Annotated in this window: 20 protein-coding genes and 1 tRNA gene; 16 read left to right on the top strand and 5 right to left on the bottom strand. The window is 67.6% G+C overall.

What is annotated here, in order from left to right; translation table 11 throughout:
- Positions 1-64 precede the first annotated feature (64 nt).
- A tRNA-Tyr gene (locus OPU66_RS08625) sits at positions 65-151 on the bottom strand.
- Between the two features lie 195 nt (positions 152-346).
- Between OPU66_RS08625 and OPU66_RS08620 the strand changes: the two genes are divergently transcribed.
- From OPU66_RS08620 to OPU66_RS08610, 3 genes are read left to right on the top strand one after another with little or no spacing between them, the layout of a single operon-like run.
- Positions 347-1,966, top strand: a complete 1,620-nt coding sequence (locus OPU66_RS08620; RefSeq protein WP_498553225.1) for a M20/M25/M40 family metallo-hydrolase — start codon at positions 347-349, stop codon at positions 1,964-1,966.
- 6 nt (positions 1,967-1,972) lie between these two features.
- Complete coding sequence (locus OPU66_RS08615) at positions 1,973-2,722, top strand: TrmH family RNA methyltransferase (RefSeq protein ID WP_498553213.1); 750 nt, start codon at positions 1,973-1,975, stop codon at positions 2,720-2,722.
- A gap of 5 nt (positions 2,723-2,727) precedes the next feature.
- Positions 2,728-3,462, top strand: a complete 735-nt coding sequence (locus tag OPU66_RS08610; RefSeq protein ID WP_498553212.1) for a hypothetical protein — start codon at positions 2,728-2,730, stop codon at positions 3,460-3,462.
- 63 nt (positions 3,463-3,525) lie between these two features.
- Here the strand turns inward: OPU66_RS08610 and OPU66_RS08605 are convergent, their stop codons facing one another.
- Positions 3,526-3,843: a 2Fe-2S iron-sulfur cluster-binding protein gene (locus OPU66_RS08605; protein ID WP_498553211.1), complete on the bottom strand. Its 318-nt coding sequence runs from the start codon at positions 3,841-3,843 to the stop codon at positions 3,526-3,528.
- Between the two features lie 179 nt (positions 3,844-4,022).
- Between OPU66_RS08605 and OPU66_RS08600 the strand changes: the two genes are divergently transcribed.
- Positions 4,023-4,646 (top strand): DNA-3-methyladenine glycosylase family protein, encoded by a 624-nt coding sequence (locus OPU66_RS08600; protein ID WP_498553224.1) that lies wholly within the window; start codon positions 4,023-4,025, stop codon positions 4,644-4,646.
- A 122-nt stretch (positions 4,647-4,768) separates the two neighbouring features.
- Here the strand turns inward: OPU66_RS08600 and OPU66_RS08595 are convergent, their stop codons facing one another.
- Together OPU66_RS08595 and OPU66_RS08590 are read right to left on the bottom strand one after the other, a co-directional pair.
- The gene (locus OPU66_RS08595) at positions 4,769-5,494 is read right to left on the bottom strand and encodes an aspartate/glutamate racemase family protein (protein WP_498553210.1); all 726 of its coding nucleotides are present in this window, start codon (positions 5,492-5,494) and stop codon (positions 4,769-4,771) included.
- Complete coding sequence (locus tag OPU66_RS08590) at positions 5,491-6,459, bottom strand: bifunctional helix-turn-helix transcriptional regulator/GNAT family N-acetyltransferase (RefSeq protein WP_498553209.1); 969 nt, start codon at positions 6,457-6,459, stop codon at positions 5,491-5,493. The genes OPU66_RS08595 and OPU66_RS08590 overlap by 4 nt, the downstream gene beginning before the upstream one ends.
- Positions 6,460-6,842: 383 nt before the next feature.
- Between OPU66_RS08590 and OPU66_RS08585 the strand changes: the two genes are divergently transcribed.
- The 6 genes from OPU66_RS08585 (at position 6,843) to OPU66_RS08560 (ending at position 13,118) form a co-directional block, all read left to right on the top strand.
- Positions 6,843-8,183 carry a UDP-glucose dehydrogenase family protein gene (locus tag OPU66_RS08585; protein WP_498553208.1) on the top strand — a complete coding sequence of 447 codons (1,341 nt, stop codon included), beginning with the start codon at positions 6,843-6,845 and terminating at the stop codon, positions 8,181-8,183.
- Entirely contained in the window at positions 8,183-8,749 is a 567-nt protein-coding gene (rfbC, locus tag OPU66_RS08580) for a dTDP-4-dehydrorhamnose 3,5-epimerase (protein ID WP_498553207.1), read from the top strand. Before OPU66_RS08585 ends, rfbC begins: the two co-directional genes overlap by 1 nt.
- Complete coding sequence (rfbB, locus tag OPU66_RS08575; RefSeq protein ID WP_498553206.1) at positions 8,746-9,813, top strand: dTDP-glucose 4,6-dehydratase; 1,068 nt, start codon at positions 8,746-8,748, stop codon at positions 9,811-9,813. Before rfbC ends, rfbB begins: the two co-directional genes overlap by 4 nt.
- A gap of 5 nt (positions 9,814-9,818) precedes the next feature.
- On the top strand, positions 9,819-10,679 hold the full coding sequence (rfbD, locus tag OPU66_RS08570) for a dTDP-4-dehydrorhamnose reductase (protein ID WP_498553205.1): 861 nt from the start codon (positions 9,819-9,821) through the stop codon (positions 10,677-10,679).
- A gap of 72 nt (positions 10,680-10,751) precedes the next feature.
- Positions 10,752-11,624, top strand: coding sequence for a glucose-1-phosphate thymidylyltransferase RfbA (gene rfbA / locus OPU66_RS08565; protein WP_498553204.1), 873 nt, complete (start codon positions 10,752-10,754; stop codon positions 11,622-11,624).
- 36 nt (positions 11,625-11,660) lie between these two features.
- Complete coding sequence (locus OPU66_RS08560) at positions 11,661-13,118, top strand: flippase (RefSeq protein ID WP_498553203.1); 1,458 nt, start codon at positions 11,661-11,663, stop codon at positions 13,116-13,118.
- 148 nt (positions 13,119-13,266) lie between these two features.
- Here the strand turns inward: OPU66_RS08560 and OPU66_RS08555 are convergent, their stop codons facing one another.
- Positions 13,267-15,807 carry a TonB-dependent receptor gene (locus OPU66_RS08555; protein WP_498553202.1) on the bottom strand — a complete coding sequence of 847 codons (2,541 nt, stop codon included), beginning with the start codon at positions 15,805-15,807 and terminating at the stop codon, positions 13,267-13,269.
- A 314-nt stretch (positions 15,808-16,121) separates the two neighbouring features.
- Here OPU66_RS08555 and OPU66_RS08550 point away from each other — a divergent pair, with 314 nt between their 5' ends.
- The 6 genes from OPU66_RS08550 to OPU66_RS08525 are packed head-to-tail and all read left to right on the top strand — an operon-like array spanning position 16,122 to position 23,522.
- A complete protein-coding gene (locus OPU66_RS08550; RefSeq protein WP_498553201.1) occupies positions 16,122-16,820 on the top strand; it encodes a GntR family transcriptional regulator in 699 nt (232 codons plus the stop codon).
- A gap of 43 nt (positions 16,821-16,863) precedes the next feature.
- A complete protein-coding gene (locus OPU66_RS08545; RefSeq protein WP_498553200.1) occupies positions 16,864-17,766 on the top strand; it encodes a hydroxymethylglutaryl-CoA lyase in 903 nt (300 codons plus the stop codon).
- Between the two features lie 13 nt (positions 17,767-17,779).
- A complete protein-coding gene (locus tag OPU66_RS08540; RefSeq protein ID WP_498553199.1) occupies positions 17,780-19,828 on the top strand; it encodes a hydantoinase/oxoprolinase family protein in 2,049 nt (682 codons plus the stop codon).
- Between the two features lie 12 nt (positions 19,829-19,840).
- Positions 19,841-21,715, top strand: a complete 1,875-nt coding sequence (locus OPU66_RS08535; protein ID WP_498553198.1) for a hydantoinase B/oxoprolinase family protein — start codon at positions 19,841-19,843, stop codon at positions 21,713-21,715.
- Entirely contained in the window at positions 21,715-22,899 is a 1,185-nt protein-coding gene (locus tag OPU66_RS08530; RefSeq protein ID WP_498553223.1) for a CaiB/BaiF CoA transferase family protein, read from the top strand. The genes OPU66_RS08535 and OPU66_RS08530 overlap by 1 nt, the downstream gene beginning before the upstream one ends.
- Positions 22,899-23,522 carry an isochorismatase family protein gene (locus OPU66_RS08525; RefSeq protein WP_498553197.1) on the top strand — a complete coding sequence of 208 codons (624 nt, stop codon included), beginning with the start codon at positions 22,899-22,901 and terminating at the stop codon, positions 23,520-23,522. The genes OPU66_RS08530 and OPU66_RS08525 overlap by 1 nt, the downstream gene beginning before the upstream one ends.
- Positions 23,523-23,531: the final 9 nt, after the last annotated feature.

Below are 23,531 nucleotides of genomic sequence, written 5' to 3'. Positions count from 1 at the left end.
CGCCGCGCGGATCGCGGTCAAAACAGGATTTGGCTGTCGGGGAAAGGTCGCTCAACAGCGGCGGTGGTGGACAGGGATGGATTCGAACCACCGTAGGGCGAAGCCCGGCAGATTTACAGTCTGCTGCCTTTAACCACTCGGCCACCTGTCCATAGGGCCGCTGTCGAGCGAGGGCGCTCCCATGACGGCTCGCGGCGCGCCTGTCAATCGGGCTGTCACTGCCGGGCGGCAAGTTTGGCGGGCTGAAACGGCCGTGCGGGTTGTGCGGGGCGGGATCGCTGCTAAGCCCGGCACATTACGCCGCGCTGCCAAGGGAGGATAAATGCGCCGCATCGCCCGCGCCCTGATGATCGCCAGCTGCACTTTTGCCGTCTGCGCGCCCGCACGCGCCGCCGCCCCCGCGGCCGCGCGCGACAGCCGGGCCGAGACGATCAACCGGATCATCGACCAGGGCCTCAACCACAGCGAGGCGATGCTGATCGCCCATCACCTGACCGACCGGATCGGCGGGCGGATGACCAACTCGCCCGCCATGCGCGCCGCCGAACGCTGGACGGCGGGGCGATTCCGCGACTGGGGGCTGGCCAATGTGCGGGCCGAGCCGTTCCGGTTCGGCCGGGGCTGGGAGATTCTGGCGTCGCGGGTGGCGCTGGTATCGCCCCGGCCGCTGGCGCTGACCGCCATCCCCGTCGCCTGGACGCCGCCGACGCCGGGCGCGGTGCGCGCGCCGGTGATCGTCGCGCCGATCAAGCGCGCGCGCGATTTCGCGGCCTGGAAGGGCAAGCTTGCCGGCAAGATCGTGATGATCTCGCTGCCCGGCAGCGGCGACGAGCCGAAGGAAGCGCCGTTCCGCCGCCTGTCGGACACCGAACTGGCCGAGCTGGACCGGCTGGAGCCGCACCGCCACGACCCGGCCGAAATCGCCCGCCAGCTGCGCCGCGCCAGCTTCGATGCCAAGCTTGATGCGTTTCTGAAGGCGGAGGGCGCGGTCGCCTGGGTGCGCCGGTCCTACCGCGACGGCAAGCTGGTGCATGGCGAAGGCTATGGCTTTGCGCGCGGCGCGACCCCGTCGCTGCCCGGCATCGAGCTGGCGGCCGAGGATTACCGGCGCGTCGCCCGGCTGGCGCAGGGCGGCGAGCCGCCGGTGCTGGAAATCCTGAGCGATGTCCGCTTCGACGACAGCGACGAGAATGCCCATAACATCATCGCCGAAATCCCCGGCACCGATCCAGGTGCCGGCTATGTGATGGCGGGCGCGCATCTCGACAGCTGGGTGGCGGCGGACGGCGCGGCCGACAATGCCGCCGGGGTCGCCGCGGTGATGGAGGCGGCGCGCATCCTGAAGACGCTGGGCCTCCGGCCGAAGCGCACGATCCGCTTCGCGCTATGGGCGGGCGAGGAACAGGCGCTGCTCGGCAGCCTCGCCTATGTGAACCGCTATCTCGCCAGCTGGCCGCCCATGCCTGAGGGGATGACCGGCGACGAGGTCTATTACCGCGCGATCCATGCCTGGCCGATCACGCGCAAGCCGGGGGCGGCCGATCTTGTCGCCTATTTCAACATCGACAATGGCGCGGGGCGCGTGCGCGGCATCCATGCCGAACACAATGTCGGCGCGGTGCCGCTACTGCGCGACTGGCTGGCCCCGTTTGCCAGCCTGGGGGCCGGGCAGGTGGCGATCGCGCGCACCGGCGGCACCGATCATGTGTTCATGCAGCGCGCCGGCCTGCCGGGGTTCCAGTTCATTCAGGACCCGCTCGATTATGACAGCCGCATTCATCACACCAATGCCGACACGTTCGATCATCTGAAGGCAGATGATCTGCGCCAGGCGGCGACCGTGCTGGCGGGGATGCTGTTTCAGGCCGCCGACAGCGCCGAACGGCTGCCGGCAATGCCCGCGCCGACCGAGCCGGCCGCGACCGATCCGTTCAAGGTTGAGGATCCCGACAATGCCCAGGACTGAACGCTGATGGCGCGCGGCCATCGTCCCTCGCGCCCGTCGGGCGGGCGGCCCCGTTTCTGGGGCCGCCACGCGGTCGGCGCGGCGCTTGCCAATCCCGCCCGCCGGGCGGTCAAGCTGTGGGCGACGCGCGACGCGGCGGCACGGCTCGACCTGCCTGCCGATCTGCCGGTCACGCTGGCCGATGTCGCCGATCTCGGCCGGCTGGTGCCCCCCGATGCGCCGCATCAGGGGCTGGTGCTCGACGTCGATCCCCTGCCCGACGCCTATCTGGACGAGCTGCTCGAACGGCCCGGCCCGGCGACTTTGCTGGTGCTCGATCAGGTGACCGATCCGCACAATGTCGGCGCGATCCTGCGGTCGGCGGCGGCGTTCGACGCGGTCGGCATCGTCACGCAGGACCGGCACAGCCCGCCCGAATCGGGTGCGCTCGCGCGCGCCGCCTCGGGCGCACTCGAACTTGTGCCCTGGGTGCGGGTGGTCAATCTCGCCCGCGCGCTCGACGAGATTGCCGAGGCCGGGTTCTGGCGGATCGGGCTGGCGGGCGAAGCGACGCGCAGCCTTGCCGCAACGCTCGGCCCGGCGCGCATCGCGCTGGTGCTGGGGGCCGAGGGCGAAGGCATCCGCCCCAACACCGCCGCGCATTGCGACGAGCTGGCGCGGCTGCCGATCTCGCCGCGGGTCGAAAGCCTGAACGTCTCGAACGCCGCCGCCATCTCGCTCTATGCGGCCATGACCGGCCGGACCGGACAGGAGTGACGCCGATGATCGCATCTTTGCCCCGCGCCCGCCCCCACCCCCAGCCTGTCGCCGCGCTGCGCCGGCTGGCGGCGCTGCTGCTGATGCCGCTGCTGCTTTCGGGCTGCCTGCTGACGCCGGGCAAGTTCAGCGCCCGCCTTGCGGTCAATGCGGATCGCAGCTTCACCTTCAGCTATCAGGGCGAGGTGATCGCGCTTGATCCCGATAAGGCGATGACCGGCGCCATGTCGGGCGTGCTGGACCGCGACGCCAAGGCCAAATCCGCCGGGGCCAAGGACCGCGAGGCCGAGAGCAGCGACACCAGCGCAAAGAATACGGCGCTGGCCGAGGCGCTGGGGCGCGAAGCCGGCTATCGCACGGTCCGCTATCTGGGCGGCAACCGCTTCCTGATCGATTATCAGCTGAGCGGGACGCTCAGCCACGGCTTCGTGTTTCCGTTCAACAGCGATGCCGGCGCGATCTTCCCGTTCCTGTCGGTCGAACTGCGCGGCAACGGCACGGTGCGCATCAAGGCCCCGGGCTTTGCCGCCGATGATACGCGGCTGGGCGGCGACGGGCCGGGCAAGAGCCGCCCCGCTGCCGAGCTGGACGGGGTGTTCGTCATCGACACCGATGCCGAAATCGTCAGCCAGAACAGCGAGGATGGCGCGGCGGCCGGGGCACCGGGCCGTCGGCTGCTGAGCTGGAAGGCGACGCCGCTGACCCGCGACGCGCCGACCGCGGTGCTGCGGCTGAAATAGCGCATGTGTGAGCGGGGCGGGCTGCAACGGGCCCGCCCCTCCCCGCCGATCAGCCCCTGCCGATCAATCCTCGGCGGCGATGGTCACGCGCAGGCCGTCCAGCTCGGCCGTGAACGGGATCTGGCAGGCCAGCCGGCTGTCGGCATTGCGGTGATCGCTCGATTCGAGCAGGTCATTTTCATCCTCGCTCATCGCCGGCAGGCGCGCGGTCCAGTCGGCATCGACATGGACATGGCAGGTCGCGCACGAGCAGCAGCCGCCGCACAGCGCCAGCAGCTCGTCAAAGCCATTGTCGCGAATCACTTCCATCACCGATAGGCCGACATCGCCCTCGACCGTCCGTTCATTCCCGTTGCGCGCGACAACCACCAGCTTCGGCATTTGCGTTCCCCTTCCGTTCGGCATAGAGCATCTTCAAGCCGGACGGAGCCACCCGGCGGCGTCGAAAATGCGGCAGACCATCTGTCCGGAGCGGCCGGCCCGATCCCGACGGATCGAACGCCGTTCCAGCGATGCACCGGGGAGCCGCCATGTCGCGGCTTGACGAAAGGGTCAAGCAAATGGGCCTGTCCGCCGATCAGTTGCGCACCGCGCTCGACGCGCTGGCCGGGATCGAACCGGCCTTTGCCCGCGCGCTGGCCCAGGCCGGCTATCCCGAACCGCGCATCCGCCCGCGCGGCTATGTCACGCTCATGCGCACGATCGTCGGCCAGCAGGTCAGCGTCGCGGCCGCCACGGCGATGTGGACGCGGCTGGAGGCGGCGACCGGCGATGCCGGCGATCCGGCAGCGCTGCTCGCTTTGTCGGACGAGGCGCTGCGCGCCGCGGGCCTGTCGCGGCAAAAGGCCGGCTATGCCCGCAGTCTTGCGACGCTGGTTGCCGATGGCACGCTCGACCTGACCGACCTGCCAGAGGATGATGAGGAGGCGATCCTCGCGCTGACCCGCATCAAGGGCATCGGGCGCTGGTCGGCAGAAATCTATCTGCTGTTCGCCGAGGGCCGGCCCGACATCTGGCCGGCGGGCGATCTGGCGGTGCAGCGCGAGGTGGGCGTGCTGCTGGGCCATGCCGACCGCCCCGACGAACGTCTGGTCCGCGCGCTCGCCGAGCCATGGCGCCCCCATCGCGGCGCAGCGGCGATCTTTGCCTGGCATTGCTACGCGGCAAGCCGCGAACCGGTGTGAGGATCACGGGCGCTTGTTGCATTGGTGACTGAAAGGCCGCTGTTTCGGAAACGACTCCATTCCGGACGTCGCATCAGAAGCCCCCGGCTCCCGTTCGAGCCAAACCCGATTGCGTCTGTTTCTTATGTTAATGGATTGACGGGGCACCGTGGTCTCTCGCCCAAAGCGATTTCAACCGCCGCTGCTGCGTGAATGGCCGTGGTGTCGAAGAGCGGTACCCGAACATCTTCTGGCCGAACAAGCATCATGATTTCGGTGCATCCCAAAATCACCGCCTCTGCGCCGCGTTCAACCATGCGGGCGATGATTTCGCGAAAAGCATAACGAGATACCGGCAAAAGCTTACCTGTGACCAGTTCTTCATAGATAATGCGATGGACATTTGCTCGGTCATCGATGTTCGGGACAATGACATGAAGGCCGTGCCGAGCAGCAAGCCGGTCTTTGTAAAAGCCCTGTTCCATCGTGAACGCCGTGCCGAGCAGTCCGACCGTGCTGAAACCGGCAGCCTTAATCTGTTCTGCCGTGGGATCTGCGATGTGGAGCAGGGGCACGCCAATCGCCGCCTGAATTTCATCCGCCATCCGGTGCATTGTGTTGGTGCAGATCAGCAGCATGTCCGCGCCGCCTGCTTCGAGCCGGCGTGCGGCATCGACCATTCGCAGCGTCAGGCCCTGCCAATCGCCCTTATGCTGCATTTGTTCAATCTCAGCGAAGTTAAATGACCAGAGGAGGCACCGAGCCGACGCAGTCGGACCGAGCCGGTCCCGCACTCCTTGATTGAGGATGCGATAATATTCCGCGGAACTCTCCCAGCTCATACCCCCCAACAGGCCGATCATTTTCATGGCGCTGCAGTCCTCCCACCACCTGCAAATCGCATGGCCACATCGCATCTTGCGTAGCGCGCACCGTAATCGGCCATGATGGCGGCGTCGTGTTGGAACCCCAGTTTCTGATAAAGATGGATTGCCGCCGCGCAGCGATGGTTCGTCAGAAGGTAGAGGGGATCGGCGCCAAGCGCGTGCGCCCTGTCGATCACGGCCTGCAACAGAAATTCGCCCGCCTTAAGTCCTCGCGCGGCTTTGCGAACGCCCATCTTCGTAAGCTCGAAACCGGTCGCACTGGTTTTCTGGAGTGCGCACGTTCCGATGATCCCCATTCCCTTTGCCTCGACGAACAAGATTGAGCCGCCGGCGGCCATGATGCTGGTGCCCGGATTTTCGAGCGTTTTGCGGTCCGTTTCCTCCATTTGGAACATATCGGAGATCCATTCGGCATTGATATCGTAGAACTCTCCCGCAAGATCGTCCGAATAGTCCCGGATAGTCAGCACTTGGGGCCGTGCCTGGGCCGCTAGCTGGTCAAGCGGGGTCGCGGCCAGCGCTTCTTCGACGTCAGCGATGATTGCCAGGATCTCGTCGGTCCGCCCGACCAGCAACCGATTGACGGCTTCAGTGATCTGGGGCCAGACGAGCAGTCTGGCGCGGGCAATCACGGCAGCACCGGCGTCGGTGAGGTGAATGGTTCTGTGTCTCAGATCGTCGCCAGTTTCAGCGCGAACTAAACCCATATTGACGAGCTGGCCGACGCCCCGGGTCACGCCCGGCTGGCTGGTACCAACCGCCTGCACGAGCTGGCCAATCGTGAGTGCGCGGCCGTCCAAGGCAACGAGGAGCGGCATGTGCGCGGGCTGCACGTCCAGTCCGGCGCCGGCAATCACCCGCGCCGCGCTCGCCTGCATCCGCTCTCCCAGCCGCTTGAGCCTGCTTCCCAGGAAGCTGGCGCCCATATCGTGAATTACGTCGCTCATAAATGTCCATGCTGTGATATATACCACGTTATATATAGTGCGGATTGTCTGTAAAGCTAGAAGAGCCGCCTTTCACGAACCTCCCACTTTCAGTGGTTCAGCCGCGGTTTGGATCAGCCCAACAGCCCGCCATTCAGGATAGCGGCAACTGGCGCATCATCGGCCCGGATCGACGGGTGGGCCAGTCCAACTGGACCGGGAGACCCTTGCGGTCCCGTCACGCAATCTTCTGTTCGCACCATGATCCGCTCGCAGCATCAGTTCAGGCACGCACCATGGCGCATTTTCGGGCACCGGGCCGGCACACCCCCCAATCGAGGTAAATCAGGTGGCAATGATTTGCTGGCAGGGCTAGGGGAAGCCGCGCCAAAAGGGGTGTGAACATGAAGATTGCGATGATCGGTTCGGGCTATGTCGGGCTGGTGTCCGGGGCCTGTTTTTCCGATTTCGGCCATGACGTCGTCTGTGTCGACAAGGATGCCGGCAAGATCGCCGCGCTCGAAGCCGGGCGGATGCCGATTTTCGAGCCGGGGCTGGACGCATTGGTCGCCGCCAATGTGAAGGCGGGCCGCCTGTCCTTCACCACCGACCTCAAGGCCGGGATTGCCGGTGCCGATGCGGTGTTCATCGCCGTGGGCACGCCGTCGCGGCGCGGCGATGGCCATGCCGATCTGAGCTATGTCTTTGCCGCCGCGCGCGAGATTGCCGAGCTGGCCGACGGCCCGGCGGTCGTCGTCACCAAATCGACGGTGCCGGTCGGCACCGGCGACAAGGTCGAGGCGATCCTGCGCGAAACCCGGCCCGATCTCGACTGGGCGGTGGTGTCCAACCCCGAATTCCTGCGCGAAGGCGCGGCGATCGGCGATTTCAAGCGCCCCGACCGCATCGTCGTGGGGGCCGAGGATGCGCGCGCCGAGGATGTGATGCGCGCCATCTATCGCCCGCTCTATCTGAACGCCGCGCCCCTGCTGTTCACCGGCCGGCGCACTGCCGAGCTGATCAAATATGCGGCCAATGCGTTCCTTGCGACCAAGATCAGCTTCATCAACGAGCTGGCCGATCTGGCCGAAAAGGTCGGCGCGGACGTGAAGGACGTGGCGCGCGGCATCGGGCTTGATAACCGCATCGGCGGCAAGTTTCTGCATGCCGGGCCGGGCTATGGCGGCAGCTGCTTCCCCAAGGACACGCTGGCGCTGCTGCGCACGGCCGAAGAGAATGACGTGCCGCTGCGCATCGTCAACGCGACCGTCGAGGCCAATGACAGGCGCAAGGTGGCGATGGGCCACAAGGTGATCGCAGCGCTTGGCGGCGATGCGCGCGGCAAGCGCATCGGCCTGCTCGGCCTGACGTTCAAGCCCAATACCGACGATATGCGCGACGCGCCGTCGCTGGCGATTGTCGAGGTGCTGCGCGCCGCCGGAGCGGAGATCGTCGCGCACGATCCCGAAGGCATGGAGCAGGCACGCCCGCTGCTGGGCGACATCGCCTATGTCGACAATGCCTATGACGCGGCGCGCGGGGCCGATGCGCTGGTGCTCGTCACCGAATGGGATGCGTTCCGCGCGCTCGATCTGAAGCGGATCGCCGCCGCGATGGCGCAGCCGCTGCTTGTCGACCTGCGCAACGTCTATCACCCCGACGAAGTGGCCAAGGCCGGCATCGCCTATCACGGCATCGGCCGCGGCGTCGCCGGGGCGGAAGCTCCGATCGAGAAGGTCGGCTGATGCCGGTCGTCCTGATCACCCCGCGCCGGTTTGCCGATTCGCGCGGCTGGTTTGCCGAAACCTATCAGCGCGACCGTTACCGCGCCGCCGGGATCGACGCCGATTTCGTGCAGGACAACCAGTCCTTCTCCAAGCCCGCCGGCACGCTGCGCGGCCTGCATTTCCAGACGCCGCCGCATGTGCAGGCCAAGCTGGTCCGCTGCCTTGCCGGGCGGATCTGGGACGTGGCGGTCGACCTGCGCGCCGGCTCGCCGACCTTTGGCCGCTGGGTCGCCGCCGAGCTGACCGCCGAGCGCGGCGAACAGCTTTATGTGCCGGCCGGCTTCGGCCATGGTTTCATCACGCTCGAGCCGGATTGCGCCGTCGCCTACAAGACGTCGGATTTCTACGCGCCCGACTGCGATGGCGGCATTGCCTGGGACGATCCCGACCTCGGCATTGCCTGGCCCATGCCGGCGGACGGGCCGCTTTTGTCCGACAAGGACCAGAAACTGCCCCGCCTCAAGGATTTCGCAAGCCCGTTCGCCTATGACGGGCGGCCTCTCATGCCATTGGACGCGCAATGACCAGCCTTCGCATTCTCGTGACCGGCGGCGCCGGCTTTATCGGTTCGGCGCTGGTGCGGCACCTGATCGCCAACACGCCGCACAGCGTGCTCAATGTCGACGCGCTCACCTATGCCGGCAATCTGTCGTCGCTGGAGCCGGTGGCGGCATCCGACCGCTACCGCTTTGCCAAGGCCGATATCTGCGACCGCGCCGCGATTGCCGCGCTGATCGCCGAGTTCCAGCCGCAGGTGATCACCCATCTGGCCGCCGAAAGCCATGTCGACCGCTCGATCGACGGCCCGGCGGCGTTCATCGAGACCAACATTGTCGGCACCTTCACGATGCTGTCGGCGGCGCTCGATTACTGGCGCGGGCTGGACGAGGATGCGCGCGGGGCATTCCGTTTCCACCACATCTCGACCGACGAGGTGTTCGGCGCGCTCGGCCCCGACGGCTTCTTCACCGAGGAAACCGCCTATGATCCGCGCTCGCCCTATTCGGCGTCCAAGGCCGGGTCCGACCATCTGGTGAGCGCGTGGCACCACACCTATGGGCTGCCGACGCTGATCACCAATTGCTCGAACAATTACGGGCCGTATCACTTCCCCGAAAAACTCATTCCGCTGATGATCCTCAAATGCCTGAGCGGGGAAAAGCTGCCCGTCTATGGGCGCGGGGACAATGTCCGCGACTGGCTGTATGTCGACGATCATGTGCGCGCGCTGACCGCCGTGTTCGAGCGCGGCCAGGTGGGCGAAAGCTATATGGTCGGCGGCCGTTCGGAACGCACCAACCTCGCGGTTGTCGAGACGATCTGCGACACGCTCGACACCATCCGCCCGCGTGCCGACGGCCAGAGCTATCGCAGCCAGATCAGCTTCGTCGCCGACCGGCCGGGCCATGATTTCCGCTATGCGATCGACGCGTCCAAGCTGGAGCGCGAGCTGGGCTGGCGGCCGGCAGAAAGCTTTGAAAGCGGCATCGCCAAGACGATCCGCTGGTATCTCGACAATGAGGCCTGGTGGCAGCCGATCCTTGCGCGCCAATATGGCGGCGAGCGGCTGGGCCTGAAATCGGCCTGAGCGCGATGCGGCCGATCCTCGTCACCGGCGGCACCGGCCAGGTCGGCACCGCGATTGCCGCGCGTGCCGCCGAACGCGGGATCGAGGTCGTGCTGCCCGGCCGCGCCGCGCTCGACCTTGCCGATCCGCAGGCGCTTGCCCGCGCGGTGGCCGGGCGCGACTGGGGGCTGGTGATCAACTGCGCCGCCTATACCGCGGTCGACAAGGCGGAGAGCGATGCCGATGCCGCCCATGCGGTCAATGCCGGCGCGCCCGCAGCGCTTGCCAGGGCGACGGCGGCGGCGGGCATCCGCCTGATCCATGTGTCGACCGACTATGTGTTCGATGGCAGCAAGCCGGGCTGGTATGACGAGGATGATCCCGTCGCCCCGCTCGGCGTCTATGGCGCGACCAAGGAAGCGGGCGAGGCCGCGGTCCGCGCCGCCAATCCCGATCATGTCATCCTGCGCACCGCATGGGTGGTCAGCCCGTTCGGGCACAACTTCGTCAAGACGATGCTGCGGCTGGGAGCGGAGCGCGATACGCTGCGCGTGGTCGCCGACCAGATTGGCTGCCCGACCTCGGCGATCGACATTGCCGATGCGCTGCTGTCGATTGCGGCCGGTGGCGGGCCGGCCGGCACCTATCATTTCGTCAATGGCGGCGAGGCGAGCTGGCACGCGCTGGCCGCGTTCGTGATCGCGCGCGCCGGGCTGGCGACGCGGGTCGAGCCGATCACCACCGCCGACTATCCGACGCCGGCGCGCCGCCCGGCCAATTCGCGCCTCGCGACCGCGCGCATCGCCCGCGACCATGGGCTGAGCCCGCGCCCCTGGCAGGAAGCGGTCGGCGAGATTGTGGACCGGCTGACGGAAAAGGCCGGCTGACGGGTGGGGCGGCGACCGGCCGGCTTGCTGGCGGGGCGCGGATGCAAGGCGATACAGGAAGGGACAGGGACTATGAAGGGGATCATCCTGGCCGGCGGCTCGGGCACGCGGCTGCATCCGGCGACGCTGGCGATCAACAAGCAGCTGCTGCCCATCTATGACAAGCCGATGATCTATTATCCGATGTCGGTGCTGATGATGGCCGGCATCCGCGACATCCTGATCATCTCCAGCCCCGAATATCTGGACAATTACACCCGGCTGTTCGGCACTGGCGAGCAGTTCGGCCTCAACATCAGCTATGCCGTGCAGCCGCGCCCGGAAGGGCTGGCCCAGGCATTTCTGATCGGCGAGGAACATGTCGCGGGCGGGCCGGCGGCGCTGGTGCTGGGCGACAACATCTTTTTCGGGGCCGGCCTGTCGGGGCTGCTGCACCGCGCCCGCGACCGCGCGACCGGGGCGACCGTCTTTGCCTATCATGTCGATGATCCGCAGGCCTATGGCGTGGTCGAGCTGGATGCGAACGGCCGGGCGCTGTCGATCGAGGAAAAGCCGGCGGTGCCGCGTTCAAGCTTTGCGGTCACCGGGCTTTATTTCTACGATCAGCGCGTGACCGAGTTCGCGCGGACGGTGAAGCCATCGGCGCGCGGCGAGCTGGAGATCACCGACCTCAACCGCATCTATATGGAGCTGGGCGAGCTTTACGTCGAACAGATGAACCGCGGCTTTGCCTGGCTCGACACCGGCACGCACGACAATCTGCTCGAAGCGTCGGAGTTTGTCCGCACGCTCCAGAAGCGGCAGGGCGTGCAGATCGCCAGCCTTGAGGAAATCGCATTCAAGAACGGGTTCATCGATGTCGACCAGCTGCGCGCGCGCGGGCAGATGTTCGCCAAGACCGCTTATGGCCGGGCGCTGCTCGATCTGGCCGACGGGCGCGGCTGACCGGGGCATGGCGGCGTTCCTGCCCGCACCGCCGCGATGAGCATCGGCCGCAACACCAGCTATAATCTGATCGGCGCGATCGTGCCGATGGCGCTCGCGCTCGCCACCGTGCCGCTTTATCTGAAGCTGGTCGGGGCCGATCGTTACGGCGTGCTGTCGATCGCGTTCCTGCTGCTCGGCTATTTCGGGCTGTTCGATCTGGGGCTGGGGCGTGCGACGACCTACCGCATCGCCGCGCTCAAGGATGCGGATGCGCAGGCGCGGGCGGACGTGTTCTGGACGGCGATTGCGGTCAACATCCTGATGGGCGCGGTCGGCGCGGCCGTGCTCTATGTCGCGGCCGATTATTTCTTCGCGCATGTGTTCAAGGTCGATGCCGCGCTGCGCCCGGAAATCGTCGAAAGCGTGCCGCTGCTCGCGCTGTCGGTGCCGGTCGCGACCCTGACCGGGACGCTCAGCGGCGCGCTGCAGGCGCGCGAGCGGTTCCTCCAGTCGAACATGATCTCGATCCTGTCGACCAGCCTGTTCCAGATCCTGCCGCTGATCCTTGCCTATGTGTCGGGGCCGCGGCTGGGGCCGTTGCTGGCGGCGGCACTTGCCGCGCGCAGCGTTGCGATCCTGATGCTGTGGTGGGCGTGCCGCGACGTGCTGACGCGCGGCCAGCGCCAGCGGTTCAGCGGGCCGGAGGCGCGCCAGCTGCTCGGCTATGGCGGCTGGGTGACGGTGACCGCGCTGTTCGGGCCGATGCTCGTCATCCTCGACCGGTTCGCCATCGGCGCGATCCTCGGCGCGGTCGCGGTCACCATCTACACGGTGCCGTTCCAGCTCGCGCAGCGGTTGTCGGTGATCCCCGGCGCGCTGTCGGGCGCGCTGTTCCCGCGCCTGCCGACGGCGAGCGAGGCGGAACGGATCACGCTCACCGACAATGCCATTCTCGCCCTGCTCGCGGCGCTGAGCGCGCCGGTGCTGGTCGCCTGCTATCTGATCCACCCGTTTTTCGACCTGTGGATCGGGCGCGAGCTGGGCCGCCAGTCGGCCGAGGTCGGCGTCGTCATCCTGCTCGGTTTCTGGATCAACGCCTTTGCCGTCGTCCCCTATAGCTGGCTGCAGGCGACCGGCCGGCCCGATCTGGTGACCAAGCTGCTGCTGGTCCAGATCCCGCCCTATCTGGCGGCGCTCTATGTCGGGATGAGCAAATTCGGGCTGATGGGCTGCGCGGTCGTGTTCTCGCTGCGCTGCGCGGTCGATTTCATCGCCATGGCGCTCGCCGCCCGCGGCCGGGTCAGCCATGGCCGCTGGATCGCACTGCTCGGCCTCGTGCTGGTCGCCGGAACCGCCGCCGGAGCGCTGCTCGATTATCGCCAGCCGCTCTGGTGGCTGAGCGGGATCGGCCTTGCCGCCCTTGCCACCGCGATCAGCTGGGCGATCCTGCCGGCCGAGTTCCGCCTGCTGATCACCAGCCGGCTGGGGGCGCTGCGCCGCCGCGCCGGATAGCTTTCCAGCCTTCGAGCATCAAAGGGTGTGGCGTTGGTCGAGGGAGATCGGCGCCCGGTCCGCCTTATGAAGGTGTGGCGCCGATCAAGGGAGATCGGCGCCACGCGGCCGGGCCAGGGACAGGGGGTGGCGGACCGGCCGAAGGGGGTCAGAATTTATAGGCGGCCTCGACGCCGTAGAGCCGCCGCGCGCCCGGCGACAGGAACGAGCCGCCAAACTCGATTGCCGGAATGACCTCGGCCAGCACCGGCTCGTTGAGCAGGTTGTTGGCAAAGGCGGTCAGCCGCCAGCGCTCGGTCTGGATGCCGGCGCGCACGTCGAGCACGCCGAACTCGCCGCGCCGCGCGACATCGAAGCGGCCATTGCCGACGACCGGCGGCAGCGCCAGCGCGGAGCCGGGCAGCAGGCCGCTGAACAGCGTCGGCCGTTCCTGATTCTGGACCGTATGGAACCAGGTCGGGCCGGTCAGCCGGTAATCGGCACGGGCGATGAAATCGATCTCGCGGCCCATCGGGATCGTCCACTGGCTGCCCAGATTGAGCGTGTAATCGGCCGTATAGGGGCTTTTGTTGCCGACCGTGTCGGGGCGCGAGCTGTTGCGCTTGATCTCGCTGTCGGTGACGTTGAGCGCGCCATAGAGCTTCCAGCCCTTGACCAGCTCGACATTGACGTCGAGCTCGGCCCCTTTCACGTCGACCCGGTCGATGTTCGACACCACGCGCAGCAGCCCGAACGAGCCGACGAAGAACTCGAAAAACTGCATGTCGGTGACGCGGGTGTAATAGCCGGCCAGATTATAATTGATCGGCCCGATGCGCCCCTTGATCCCGGCCTCGAACGCGCTCGACCGTTCCTTGGCAAACCGGTCGTCGATCCGCACCGGCGGATTGAGGCTCAGAAACTGGTTGAAATTGGCGTTGACGATCGCGGCCGAGCCCTGATTGTTGAAGCCGCCCGATTTGAAGCCGACGCCCCAGTTGGCGAACAGATAGGTGCGGTCGAGAATCTCGAACCGCGCCGTCACCTTGGGCTGAAGCTGCTTGAAACTGCCCTGCTGCGGCTGGATCGGGCCAAAGGCCTGACCGGGGTTGATCGGCCCGCCGGTGAACGGATCGGTCGCGATGGGCACCAGGCTGCGCACCCGGCGTTCCTCGACATCATAGCGCAGCGCGACGCCGAGATTGAGGCTGTCGGTCGCCTCGAAATCGAGCGAGCCGAACGCGGCATAGACATCGGTCTTGAACCGGTCGGCAAGCAGCTGCGACGTCGGATTGGCCGAGTTTGGCGGGTTGTAGAGATTGCGGATCACCCCCGCCCCGGTATCGCCGCCCAGGCTGACGCCGACCTTGCGCGACAGGTTGAGGTAATAGGCCCCGATCTGCCAGTCGAGCCGGTTGTCGCCATCGGAGGCGAGGCGGATTTCCGCGCTCAGGTCGCGCTGGTTGCGGACCTGATATTGGGTGCCGTCGCAGGTCGTCGGCGAATAGGGGCCGAAGGTCGAGCCATTGGCGGGCGCGAAGATGAACGGCACCGGGATCTGGCCGATAAAGGTCGGCGGGTTGAGCGGAAAGCCGGTCAGCGCCGCGGTGGAGGCGAAGCAGGAGTTGACCGTCGCCTGCCCGGCCGGATTGGCGGCCCCGATATAGCGGGCGAAATCGGCCGAGGTGCCGTCGGCGGTCAGATTGTTGCGAATGTCGGAATAAAGCAGCCAGCCGGTCAGGCGGATATCGCCGAAATCATGGTCGAGCTTGGCCGATGCCTCCAGCGTCTTCTGGTTGTTGGTCGGCCGGATGTTCGAATAGAAACGGAAACGGTGGTCGTTCACATCGGCATAAAAGGCCGGGTTGACCGCCGCGAAGTTGGGCAGGTGGAAGGCGGCGTTGAACGCGATCGACGCACCGCTCAGCTGGCCATAGCGCGCCTTCACGTCCAGTTCGGTGTCCGCGCCCAGCTCGGCGACGATGCGGCCATTGACGTTCCAGGTTTCGCGGTCGTCGACCGAGCTGCGGTCTGCCAGAAACTCGTTGCGGAAAAAGCCGTCGGTCTTGAAATAATTGCCCGACAGGGTGAAGCCGATGCCCTCGCCCAGCGGGCCGGACAGCGTGGCATCGCCGTCGATGGTGCGGTTATTGGCATAGCTCAGCCGGACATTGCCGGTCAGCGTGTCGGTGGGCTTTTGCGTCTGGATGACGATCGCGCCAGCGGCGGCGTTGCGCCCGTACAGCGCGCCCTGCGGCCCTTTCAGCACCTCGATCTGGCGGATCGCGCCCTGATTCTGGTCGAGCGCGGCGACATTGGTCTTGAGGATGCCGTCGACGACCAGCGCGACCGAGCTTTCGGCGTCGCGCGCGCCATTGATGCCGCGAATGTTGATCTGCGTGTCCCCGGCGTCGGCGGTCGAGCTGACGATGGTGACGCCGGGGGTGAGCTGCACGAAATCCGACGCGGTCTGGATGTTGGCGGTCGCAATCGTCTGCGCGTCAAAGACGGTGACCGAGGCCGGCACTTCGGACAGCGTTTCGTTCACGCGCCGCGCGGTGATGATGATGTCGCCCGGCTCGCCGGACTGCGCGGCCGCCTCCTGCGCCGGTGCCGCTTGGGCCAGCAGCGGTGCCGGCAAGAGCGCGGTCGCGGATATGCCCGTCAGCAGCCCCAGAAATTTGCGGCCCGCATTGGTGTTGTTCGTCATGTCGTCCCCCCAATATTCAGCATCGGACCTGCACCGCGCGCCCGCCAGCCGGCACCCGGCCTGGCAAAACCGGCAGCGACGGCAGAACTGGTCATGGCCCGGCTCTGCGGATATCGGCCGGGCCGGGTTCAGACCTTGAGGAGCAACGCGCGCGATGGCCGACGCCCAGCGACCCCGGCATCGCCGTGCGCGCGCCGTTGATCGGCATGGCTGCGATCACATTGATGCGATGCGGCACCACATGGCCCCTCTCTTTCAAGGCCGGACGCTATTGTATACAAACCCAACCCGTCAAGTCCCCCCGGAGAAGTGCCATGTCGCGCGCGTCTGACCTTGCCTATCGCTTCATCCGCGCCGAGATTCTGGCCGGAATGCTGCCGCCGGGGGCACAGATCCGGGAGGAGCATCTGGCCGAGGCGTGCGGCGTGTCGCGTACCCCGGTGCGCGAGGCGCTGCGCCGGCTGGAGGTCGAACGCTTTGTCCGCCGCAGCGATTCGCAGCGCACCTTCGTCAACGAATGGTCGTTCGACGAAGTGGAGGAGAGCTTCACCCTGCGCGGCATATTGGAAGGGCGCGCCGCCGCCCGCGCCGCGACCCGCATCGACGCCGCCGGCATGGCCGCGCTCGAACGCCACAATGCCGCCATGCGCCGCGCCGTCTCCGGCCCGGAGCTGGATGTGCCGACGTTTCTCGAGCACAACCGGGCCTTTCACGGCATCGTGCTGACCGCCGCCGCCTCGACCAGCCTCGCGCAGCTGCTGACCGGGATCGTCGAACAGCCGGTCGTCGCACGCACCGCGCGCCAATATGACGCCCAGCAGATCGCCCGCTCGGTCGCCGAGCATGACGAGCTGATCCTCGCCTTTTCGCGCCGCGACGGCGAATGGGCGCAGGCGGTGATGGCCAGCCATATCCGCCGCGCCTTCCACGCCTATTCGGACGCCTATCGCGCCTCGATGGCCGGCCGCGACGGGAGCGCGGACAGCGCCGGCACCCCGCCCCGCCCGGCCTGAGCAGAGCTTGCACATCCGCGCCGTTTGTATACAAAAGCGGGTGATGAACATCGAGATCGTCGAAGTCGGCCCGCGCGACGGCCTGCAGAACGAAGCCCGGATCGTGGCGACGGCCGACAAGCTGGCGCTGATCGACCGGCTGATCGCGTGCGGCGCGCGGCGGATCGAGGCGGCGAGCTTCGTCAACCCGCGCCGCGTGCCGCAAATGGCCGATGCCGATGACGTCGCCGCCGCCCTGCCCGACCGGCCCGACATGACCTTTATCGGGCTGGTGCTCAACGCGCGCGGGGCCGAACGCGCGCTCGCCCATCCGCGCATCGATCAGCTGGGCGCGGTGTGCGTCGCGACCGACCGGTTCGCCATCGCCAATCAGGGCCAGACCAGCGACGAATCGGTGGTGGTGGCCGCCGACATCATCGCCGCCGCCCGCGCCGCCGGGCGCAGCGGCCAGGCGACCATCGCCGCCAGTTTCGGCTGCCCTTATGAAGGCGAGGTGGCCGAGGACCGGGTGGTGGCGATTGCCGAGCGGCTGGCCGCGGCCGGGCCGGTCGAAATCGCGCTGGCCGACACGATCGGGGTCGCGGTGCCGGCGGCGGTGGCGCGGCTGGTGCGGCGCGTGCGCGCGGCCGTCGCGCCGCTGCCGGTGCGCGTGCATCTGCACAACACCCGCGGCACCGGCATCGCCAATGTCTGGGCGGCGATCGAGGCCGGGGCGGCGACCATCGACACCGCGCTGGGCGGGCTGGGCGGCTGCCCGTTCGCCAAAGGCGCGGCGGGCAATGTCGCGACCGAGGACGTGATCTACATGCTCGACCGGTCGGGGATCGCGACCGGGCTTGATCTTGAACGGCTGATCGAGGCCGGCCGCTGGCTGGCCGGCATCATGGACAAGGATCTGCCGGGGATGATGGGCCGGGCCGGCCCCTTCCCCGCGCGCGCAATCTGAAAGAGGGGAAGACATGGCCTATCGCCTGGGCGTCGACGTCGGCGGCACCTTTACCGACCTGCTGCTGTTCGACGAATCAACCGGTCGCTTCTGGCGCGACAAGACGCCGTCGACGCCCGCCGACAGCTCGGTCGGCATCCTGAACGGCGTCCGCCAGATCTGCGCCACCGCCGGCATCGACCCGGCGCAGATCGAGATTTTCCTGCACGGCACGACGGTGGCGACCAATGCGGTGCTGGAGGGCAAGGGCGCGCGCGTCGGGCTGATCGTGACCGAAGGCTATCGCGACATCATGCAGATCGCGCGCAGCTTCGTCCCCGGCGGGCTGGCCGGCTGGATCATCTGGCCCAAGCCGAAGCCGCTGGCGGCGCTTGAGGACACGATTGCGGTCGGCGGGCGGATCGGGGCCGACGGGGCCGAGGTGCGCCCGCTCGACGAGGCCGGGGCGCGCCGCGCGCTTGAACAGCTCAAGGCCGCCGGGGTCGAGGCGGTGACGGTGTCGCTGATCAACGCCTATGTGAATGGCGCGCATGAACGGCGGATCGGCGAACTGGCGGCAGAGATCCTGCCCGGCGTGCCGGTCTCGCTCAGCCATGAGGTCCTGCCCGAGATGCAGGAATATGAGCGCACGCTGTCGACGGTCGCCAACGCCTCGGTGCGGCCGGTCGTCTCGCGCTATGTCAGCAATCTGCGCACCAAGCTGCGCGAGACCGGCATGGCCGGCAAGATCGCGCTGCTGCGCTCCGATGGCGGGCTGATGTCGTCGGAAAAGGCCGAGGAGCATCCGGTCAACATCCTGATGTCCGGCCCGGCGGGCGGCGTGACCGGCGCGCTGTGGGTGGCGCGCCATGCCGGGCTGCGCAACATCCTGACCCTCGATGTCGGCGGCACCTCCACCGATGTCGCGCTGATCGAAAATCTGGAGCCGCGCCGCCAGCGCACGACCGAGGTCGGCCATCTCGCGGTCCGCGCCTCCGCGCTCGACGTCAAAACCGTTGGCGCGGGCGGCGGCTCGATCGCCTATGTGCCCGAACTGACCGGGGCGCTGCGCGTCGGGCCGCAATCGGCGGGCGCGGTGCCCGGCCCGGTCGCCTATGGCAAGGGCGGCACGCTGCCGACCGTCACCGACGCCAATGTCGTGCTCGGCTATCTGCCCGAAAACCTGCTTGGCGGCACCTTCACGCTCGACCGGGCGGGGGCGCGGCGCGCGGTGCAGACCATCGCCGATGCGCTGGGCATCGACCTGATGGCGGCGGCGCGCGGGATCATCGACATCGTCAACGAAAACATGTTCGGCGCGCTTCGGATGATCTCGGTCCAGCAGGGCTATGATCCGCGCGATTTCGCGCTGATGGGCTTTGGCGGGGCCGGGCCGCTGCATGTCAACGCGGTCGCGCGGCTGATGGGCAGCTGGCCCGCCGTGTCGCCGGTGTCGCCCGGCGTGCTGTGCGCGCTCGGCGACGCGACGACGCGGGTGCGCACCGAAACCGCGCGCTCCTTCTCGCGGCTTGCTCACCAGACCGACGAGGCCGAGCTGATCGCCGTGCTCGACGAGATGGCGGCGCAGACCCGCGCCGAGCTGGCCGCCGACGGCGTGGCGGATGGCGACATCACCAGCCTGTTCGAAGTCGATGTCCGCTATCAGGGCCAGGCGTTCGAGGTCGCGCTGACCATCGATCCGGCGACGCTGCGCCGCGACGGGATTGCCGGGCTGACCGCGCGCTTCGATGCCGAGCATCTGCGCCTGTTCACCTTCAACATGGAAACCGCGCACGAGATCGTCAATCTGCGCGCCGTGGCGCTGGGCCGGGCGCTCGACCTGCCGGCGGCCGAGCTGCCGCAGGGCGACGGCAACCCGGCGGCCGCGCGCATCCGCGACCATCTGCTGTGGATGGACGGGCGCGAACAGGCAGCGGTGATCTATGACCGGGCGCGGCTGCGCGCCGGCGACGTGATCCCCGGCCCCGCCATCGTCACCGAGATGGATTCCACCACGCTCATCGAATCCGGCCATGTCGCGACCGTCGACCGGGTCGGCAACATCCTGATCACCCCGGCCTGAGGGAGCGACCCGATGCCCGCCACCATCATCCAAACCAACGCCACTCCCTTTGCCGCCACGCGCGTCGATCCGGTGACGCTCGACATCATCGAAAATGCGCTGCGCAACGCCCGCACCGAAATGGACGCGACGCTGGTGCGCACCGCCATGTCGCCGGGCATCCGCGAACAGGGCGACGCCTTTCCGCTGATCGCCGACCATCAGGGCCGGATGATCGTCGGCCAATTCGGCTCGTTCATCGGCGGCTTCCTCGCCGGCTATGACGGCACGGTCGAGGACGGGGACATGTTCTTCCTGTCCGATCCCTATAGCTGCGACGGCGCGATCAGCCATTCCAATGACTGGCTGGTGCTGCTGCCGGTGTTCCGGGGCGGGCGGCTGCTCGCCTATACGGCGATGTTCGGCCACCAGTCCGACATTGGCGGCAAGGTGCCGGGATCGATGCCGATCACCGCGCGCGCGATCTTTGAAGAAGGGGTGCGCATCCCGCCGGTCAAAATCTATGCGCGCGGCGTCTACAATGCCGATCTGGTCAGGCTGGTCATGCACCAGACGCGCAAGCCCGACTGGTGCAAGGCCGATCTCAACGCGCTGATCGCCGCCTGCCGGGTGGCGGCGCGGCGCGTGGTCGAGATGGCCGACCGGTTCGGCGAGGATCTCTATGTCGCCGCGACCCAGGAGCTGCTCGCCCGCAACCACCGCGCGATGAAGCAGCTGATCACGAACGCGATCGGCGAGGAACCGGTCAGTTTCGAAGATCATATCTGCGACGACGGGCTGGGCTTCGGCCCCTATCGCATCCGCTGCACCATGTGGCGCGAGGGCGAGAAGGTGATCCTGGATTTCGACGGCACCGATCCGCAGTCGCGCGCGTCGATCAACTTCTTCCTCAACGAAAACATGTTCAAGATGTTCTTCGGCATCTACATGATCATGGTCTTCGACCCGCAGATCCTGTTCAATGACGGGTTTTACGATCTGATCGAGGTCCGCATCCCCGAAGGCTCGCTGCTCAAGCCGCGCTTCCCCGCCGCGCTGTCGGGGCGCACCCATGCGCTGGGGCGGATTTTCGACATTCTGGGCGGGCTGCTCGGCCAGAAGACGCCGGAGTTCCTGAACGCGGCGGGATTCTCGTCCAGCCCGCATCTTTTCTATTCGGGCACCGATGCCGAGGACCGCTATTTCCAGCTGTTCCAGATCGGCTTTGGCGGCATTCCGGGCCGGCCGCTGGGCGACGGGCCGGACGGCCATTCGCTGTGGCCGGGCTTTACCAACGTGCCCAACGAGTTTCTCGAACGCTATTTCCCGCTGCGGATCGAACGCTACGAAACCGAACCCGATTCGGGCGGTGCGGGGCTGCACCGGGGCGGCAACGGCATCCACATGACCTACCGGTTCCTCGAACCCGGCATGATCGCCATCCATGACGACCGCTGGTTCACCCATCCCTGGGGCGTCAATGGCGGCGAGCCGGGGGCGCGGGCGCGCAAGATCCTGGAAAAGGCCGACGGGACGCAGACGATCATCGGCAACAAGGTCGAGGATGTCGAAGTCGAGGCGGGCGACCAGCTGCACTTCATCACCTGGGGCGGCGGCGGCTGGGGCGACCCGCTGGCGCGCGACCCCGATCTGGTCGCGCGCGAGGTGCGCGAGGGGCTGGTGACGGTTGCCGGGGCGCGGCGTTACGGCGTCGTCGTCACCGACGGCCAGGTCGATCAGGCGGCAACCGGGGCACTGCGCGCGGAGATCGAGGCCGAGCGTTCGGGACCGCTGCCGCTGTTCAACCATGGCCCGTCGATCGAGGCGCTGCGCGCGGCGTCGCTCAGCGACACCGGCCTGCCCGCGCCGCGCCCGCCAGTGTGGACCCGCAAGGCGGAGGCGGCGTGATGGTGGGCGCACTTGCCGGAATCCGCGTCGTCGAACTGGGCCAGCTGATCGCCGGCCCGTTCTGCGGCCAGCTGCTGGGCGACATGGGCGCCGATGTCATCAAGGTCGAGCCGCCCGGCGCGGGCGATCCGATGCGCGCCTGGGGGCGGGGCGAACACAAACTGTGGTGGGAGGTGGTGTCGCGCAACAAGCGCTCGGTCAGCGCCAATCTGCGCGTGCCCGCGGGGCAGGATCTGGTCCGCCGGCTGGCGGCCGGGGCCGATATCCTGATCGAGAATTTCAAGCCCGGCACGATGGAGAAATGGGGGCTGGGGCCGGATGCGCTCCACGCGCTCAACCCGCGCCTGATCATTGTGCGCGTCTCCGGCTATGGCCAGAGCGGGCCCTATTCGGCGCGTGCCGGCTTTGGCGGCATTGGCGAGGCGATGGGCGGCTGGCGCTACATTGTCGGCGATCCCGACCGGCCGCCCAGCCGCATGGGGGTGTCGATCGGCGACAGCCTGGCGGCGACCTATGGCTGTCTGGGCGCGCTGGCCGCGCTGCACGCCCGCGAACGCACCGGGCGCGGCCAGGTGGTCGATTCGGCGCTGTACGAGGCGGTGCTGCAGGTGATGGAAAGCCTGATCCCCGAATATCAGCTGTCCGGCTATATCCGCGAACGATCGGGGTCGAAGCTGCCGGGCATCGCGCCGTCGAACGTCTATCGCTGCCGCGACGGCGAATATCTGATCGGTGCCAATCAGGATGCGGTGTTCGCCCGGCTGTGCGCGGCAATGGGCCGGCCCGAACTGGCGACCGATCCCGATTATGTCGATCATGTCGCGCGCGGCCGCAATCAGGACCGGCTCGACCAGATCATCGAGGACTGGACGCTGACGCTGACCGTCGCCGAGGTCGAGGCGCTGATGATCGCCCATTCCATCCCGGCGGGAAAAATCTATCGTGCGCCCGAAATGCTCGAAGACCCGCATTTCGCCGCGCGCAAGGCGGTGATCGAGGTGGCGACCGAACGCTGGGGACCGGTCAAGATGCAGAACGCCTTTCCCAAACTGTCCGACACGCCAAGCGATGTGCGCAGCGCCGCCCCCGCGACGGTCGGCCAGCACAATCGCGAGGTCTATGGCGAGCTGCTGGGGCTGAGCGCGGCGGAGCTGGACGCGCTGGCCGCCGCCGGGGCGATCTGATGACCGGGCTGGCCGACAGCTACGGGGCCGATTTTCGCGGGTCGCTGCCCTTTGGCGCGCGCCCGGCGCTGATCGTCGTCGATGCGGTGACCGGCTATGTCGATCCGGCCGCCCCCATCTATGCCGGCGGCGAACATGCGCTGCCGGTAATCGCCCGGCTGCTCGGCGTCGCGCGCGACCGGGGGGTACCGGTGATCTACACGGTCGTCAGCTACCGGGCGGACGGGGCCGATGGCGGGCTGTTCTGGCGCAAGCTGCCGGCGCTGCGCGCGTTCGTTGAAGGATCGCCCTTTGCCCGCATCCCCGACCAGATCGCCCCGCGCGCCGACGAGCTGGTGCTGACCAAACATTATGCCTCGGCGTTTTTCGGGACGACGCTGGCGACCGACCTCGCCGCGCGGCGGATCGACACATTGGTCATCACCGGCTTTTCGACCTCGGGCTGCATCCGCGCGACCGCGCTCGACGCGCTCCAGCACGGCTATGCGCCGTTCGTGGTCAGCGATGCCTGTGGCGACCGCCACCCCGCCCCGCATGAGGCCAATCTGTTCGACCTGCAGGCCAAATATGCCGAAGTGGTGACCGCCGACCGCGCCGCCGCGCTGATGGCGGGAAAGCCCTGAGCGCGCGGG

The sequence above is a fragment of the Sphingomonas sp. URJC2 genome (assembly GCF_059803575.1).
Note: the sequence above shows the minus strand (reverse complement) of the source record. Positions and strands in the feature narration are given on the sequence as shown.

Excerpts from the sequence above, each read along its gene's own strand:
- OPU66_RS08540 (WP_498553199.1), top strand. The coding sequence starts at position 17,780 with ATGGCCTATCGCCTGGGCGTCGACGTCGGCGGCACCTTTACCGACCTG.
- OPU66_RS08525 (WP_498553197.1), top strand. The coding sequence starts at position 22,899 with ATGACCGGGCTGGCCGACAGCTACGGGGCCGATTTTCGCGGGTCGCTG.
- rfbA (WP_498553204.1), top strand. The coding sequence starts at position 10,752 with ATGAAGGGGATCATCCTGGCCGGCGGCTCGGGCACGCGGCTGCATCCG.
- OPU66_RS08585 (WP_498553208.1), top strand. The coding sequence starts at position 6,843 with ATGAAGATTGCGATGATCGGTTCGGGCTATGTCGGGCTGGTGTCCGGG.
- OPU66_RS08600 (WP_498553224.1), top strand. The coding sequence starts at position 4,023 with ATGGGCCTGTCCGCCGATCAGTTGCGCACCGCGCTCGACGCGCTGGCC.
- OPU66_RS08615 (WP_498553213.1), top strand. The coding sequence starts at position 1,973 with ATGGCGCGCGGCCATCGTCCCTCGCGCCCGTCGGGCGGGCGGCCCCGT.
- rfbC (WP_498553207.1), top strand. The coding sequence starts at position 8,183 with ATGCCGGTCGTCCTGATCACCCCGCGCCGGTTTGCCGATTCGCGCGGC.
- rfbB (WP_498553206.1), top strand. The coding sequence starts at position 8,746 with ATGACCAGCCTTCGCATTCTCGTGACCGGCGGCGCCGGCTTTATCGGT.
- rfbD (WP_498553205.1), top strand. The coding sequence starts at position 9,819 with ATGCGGCCGATCCTCGTCACCGGCGGCACCGGCCAGGTCGGCACCGCG.
- OPU66_RS08545 (WP_498553200.1), top strand. The coding sequence starts at position 16,864 with ATGAACATCGAGATCGTCGAAGTCGGCCCGCGCGACGGCCTGCAGAAC.
- OPU66_RS08590 (WP_498553209.1), bottom strand. The coding sequence starts at position 6,459 with ATGAGCGACGTAATTCACGATATGGGCGCCAGCTTCCTGGGAAGCAGG.
- OPU66_RS08610 (WP_498553212.1), top strand. The coding sequence starts at position 2,728 with ATGATCGCATCTTTGCCCCGCGCCCGCCCCCACCCCCAGCCTGTCGCC.
- OPU66_RS08605 (WP_498553211.1), bottom strand. The coding sequence starts at position 3,843 with ATGCCGAAGCTGGTGGTTGTCGCGCGCAACGGGAATGAACGGACGGTC.
- OPU66_RS08530 (WP_498553223.1), top strand. The coding sequence starts at position 21,715 with ATGGTGGGCGCACTTGCCGGAATCCGCGTCGTCGAACTGGGCCAGCTG.
- OPU66_RS08560 (WP_498553203.1), top strand. The coding sequence starts at position 11,661 with ATGAGCATCGGCCGCAACACCAGCTATAATCTGATCGGCGCGATCGTG.
- OPU66_RS08550 (WP_498553201.1), top strand. The coding sequence starts at position 16,122 with ATGTCGCGCGCGTCTGACCTTGCCTATCGCTTCATCCGCGCCGAGATT.
- OPU66_RS08620 (WP_498553225.1), top strand. The coding sequence starts at position 347 with ATGATCGCCAGCTGCACTTTTGCCGTCTGCGCGCCCGCACGCGCCGCC.
- OPU66_RS08595 (WP_498553210.1), bottom strand. The coding sequence starts at position 5,494 with ATGAAAATGATCGGCCTGTTGGGGGGTATGAGCTGGGAGAGTTCCGCG.
- OPU66_RS08535 (WP_498553198.1), top strand. The coding sequence starts at position 19,841 with ATGCCCGCCACCATCATCCAAACCAACGCCACTCCCTTTGCCGCCACG.
- OPU66_RS08555 (WP_498553202.1), bottom strand. The coding sequence starts at position 15,807 with ATGACGAACAACACCAATGCGGGCCGCAAATTTCTGGGGCTGCTGACG.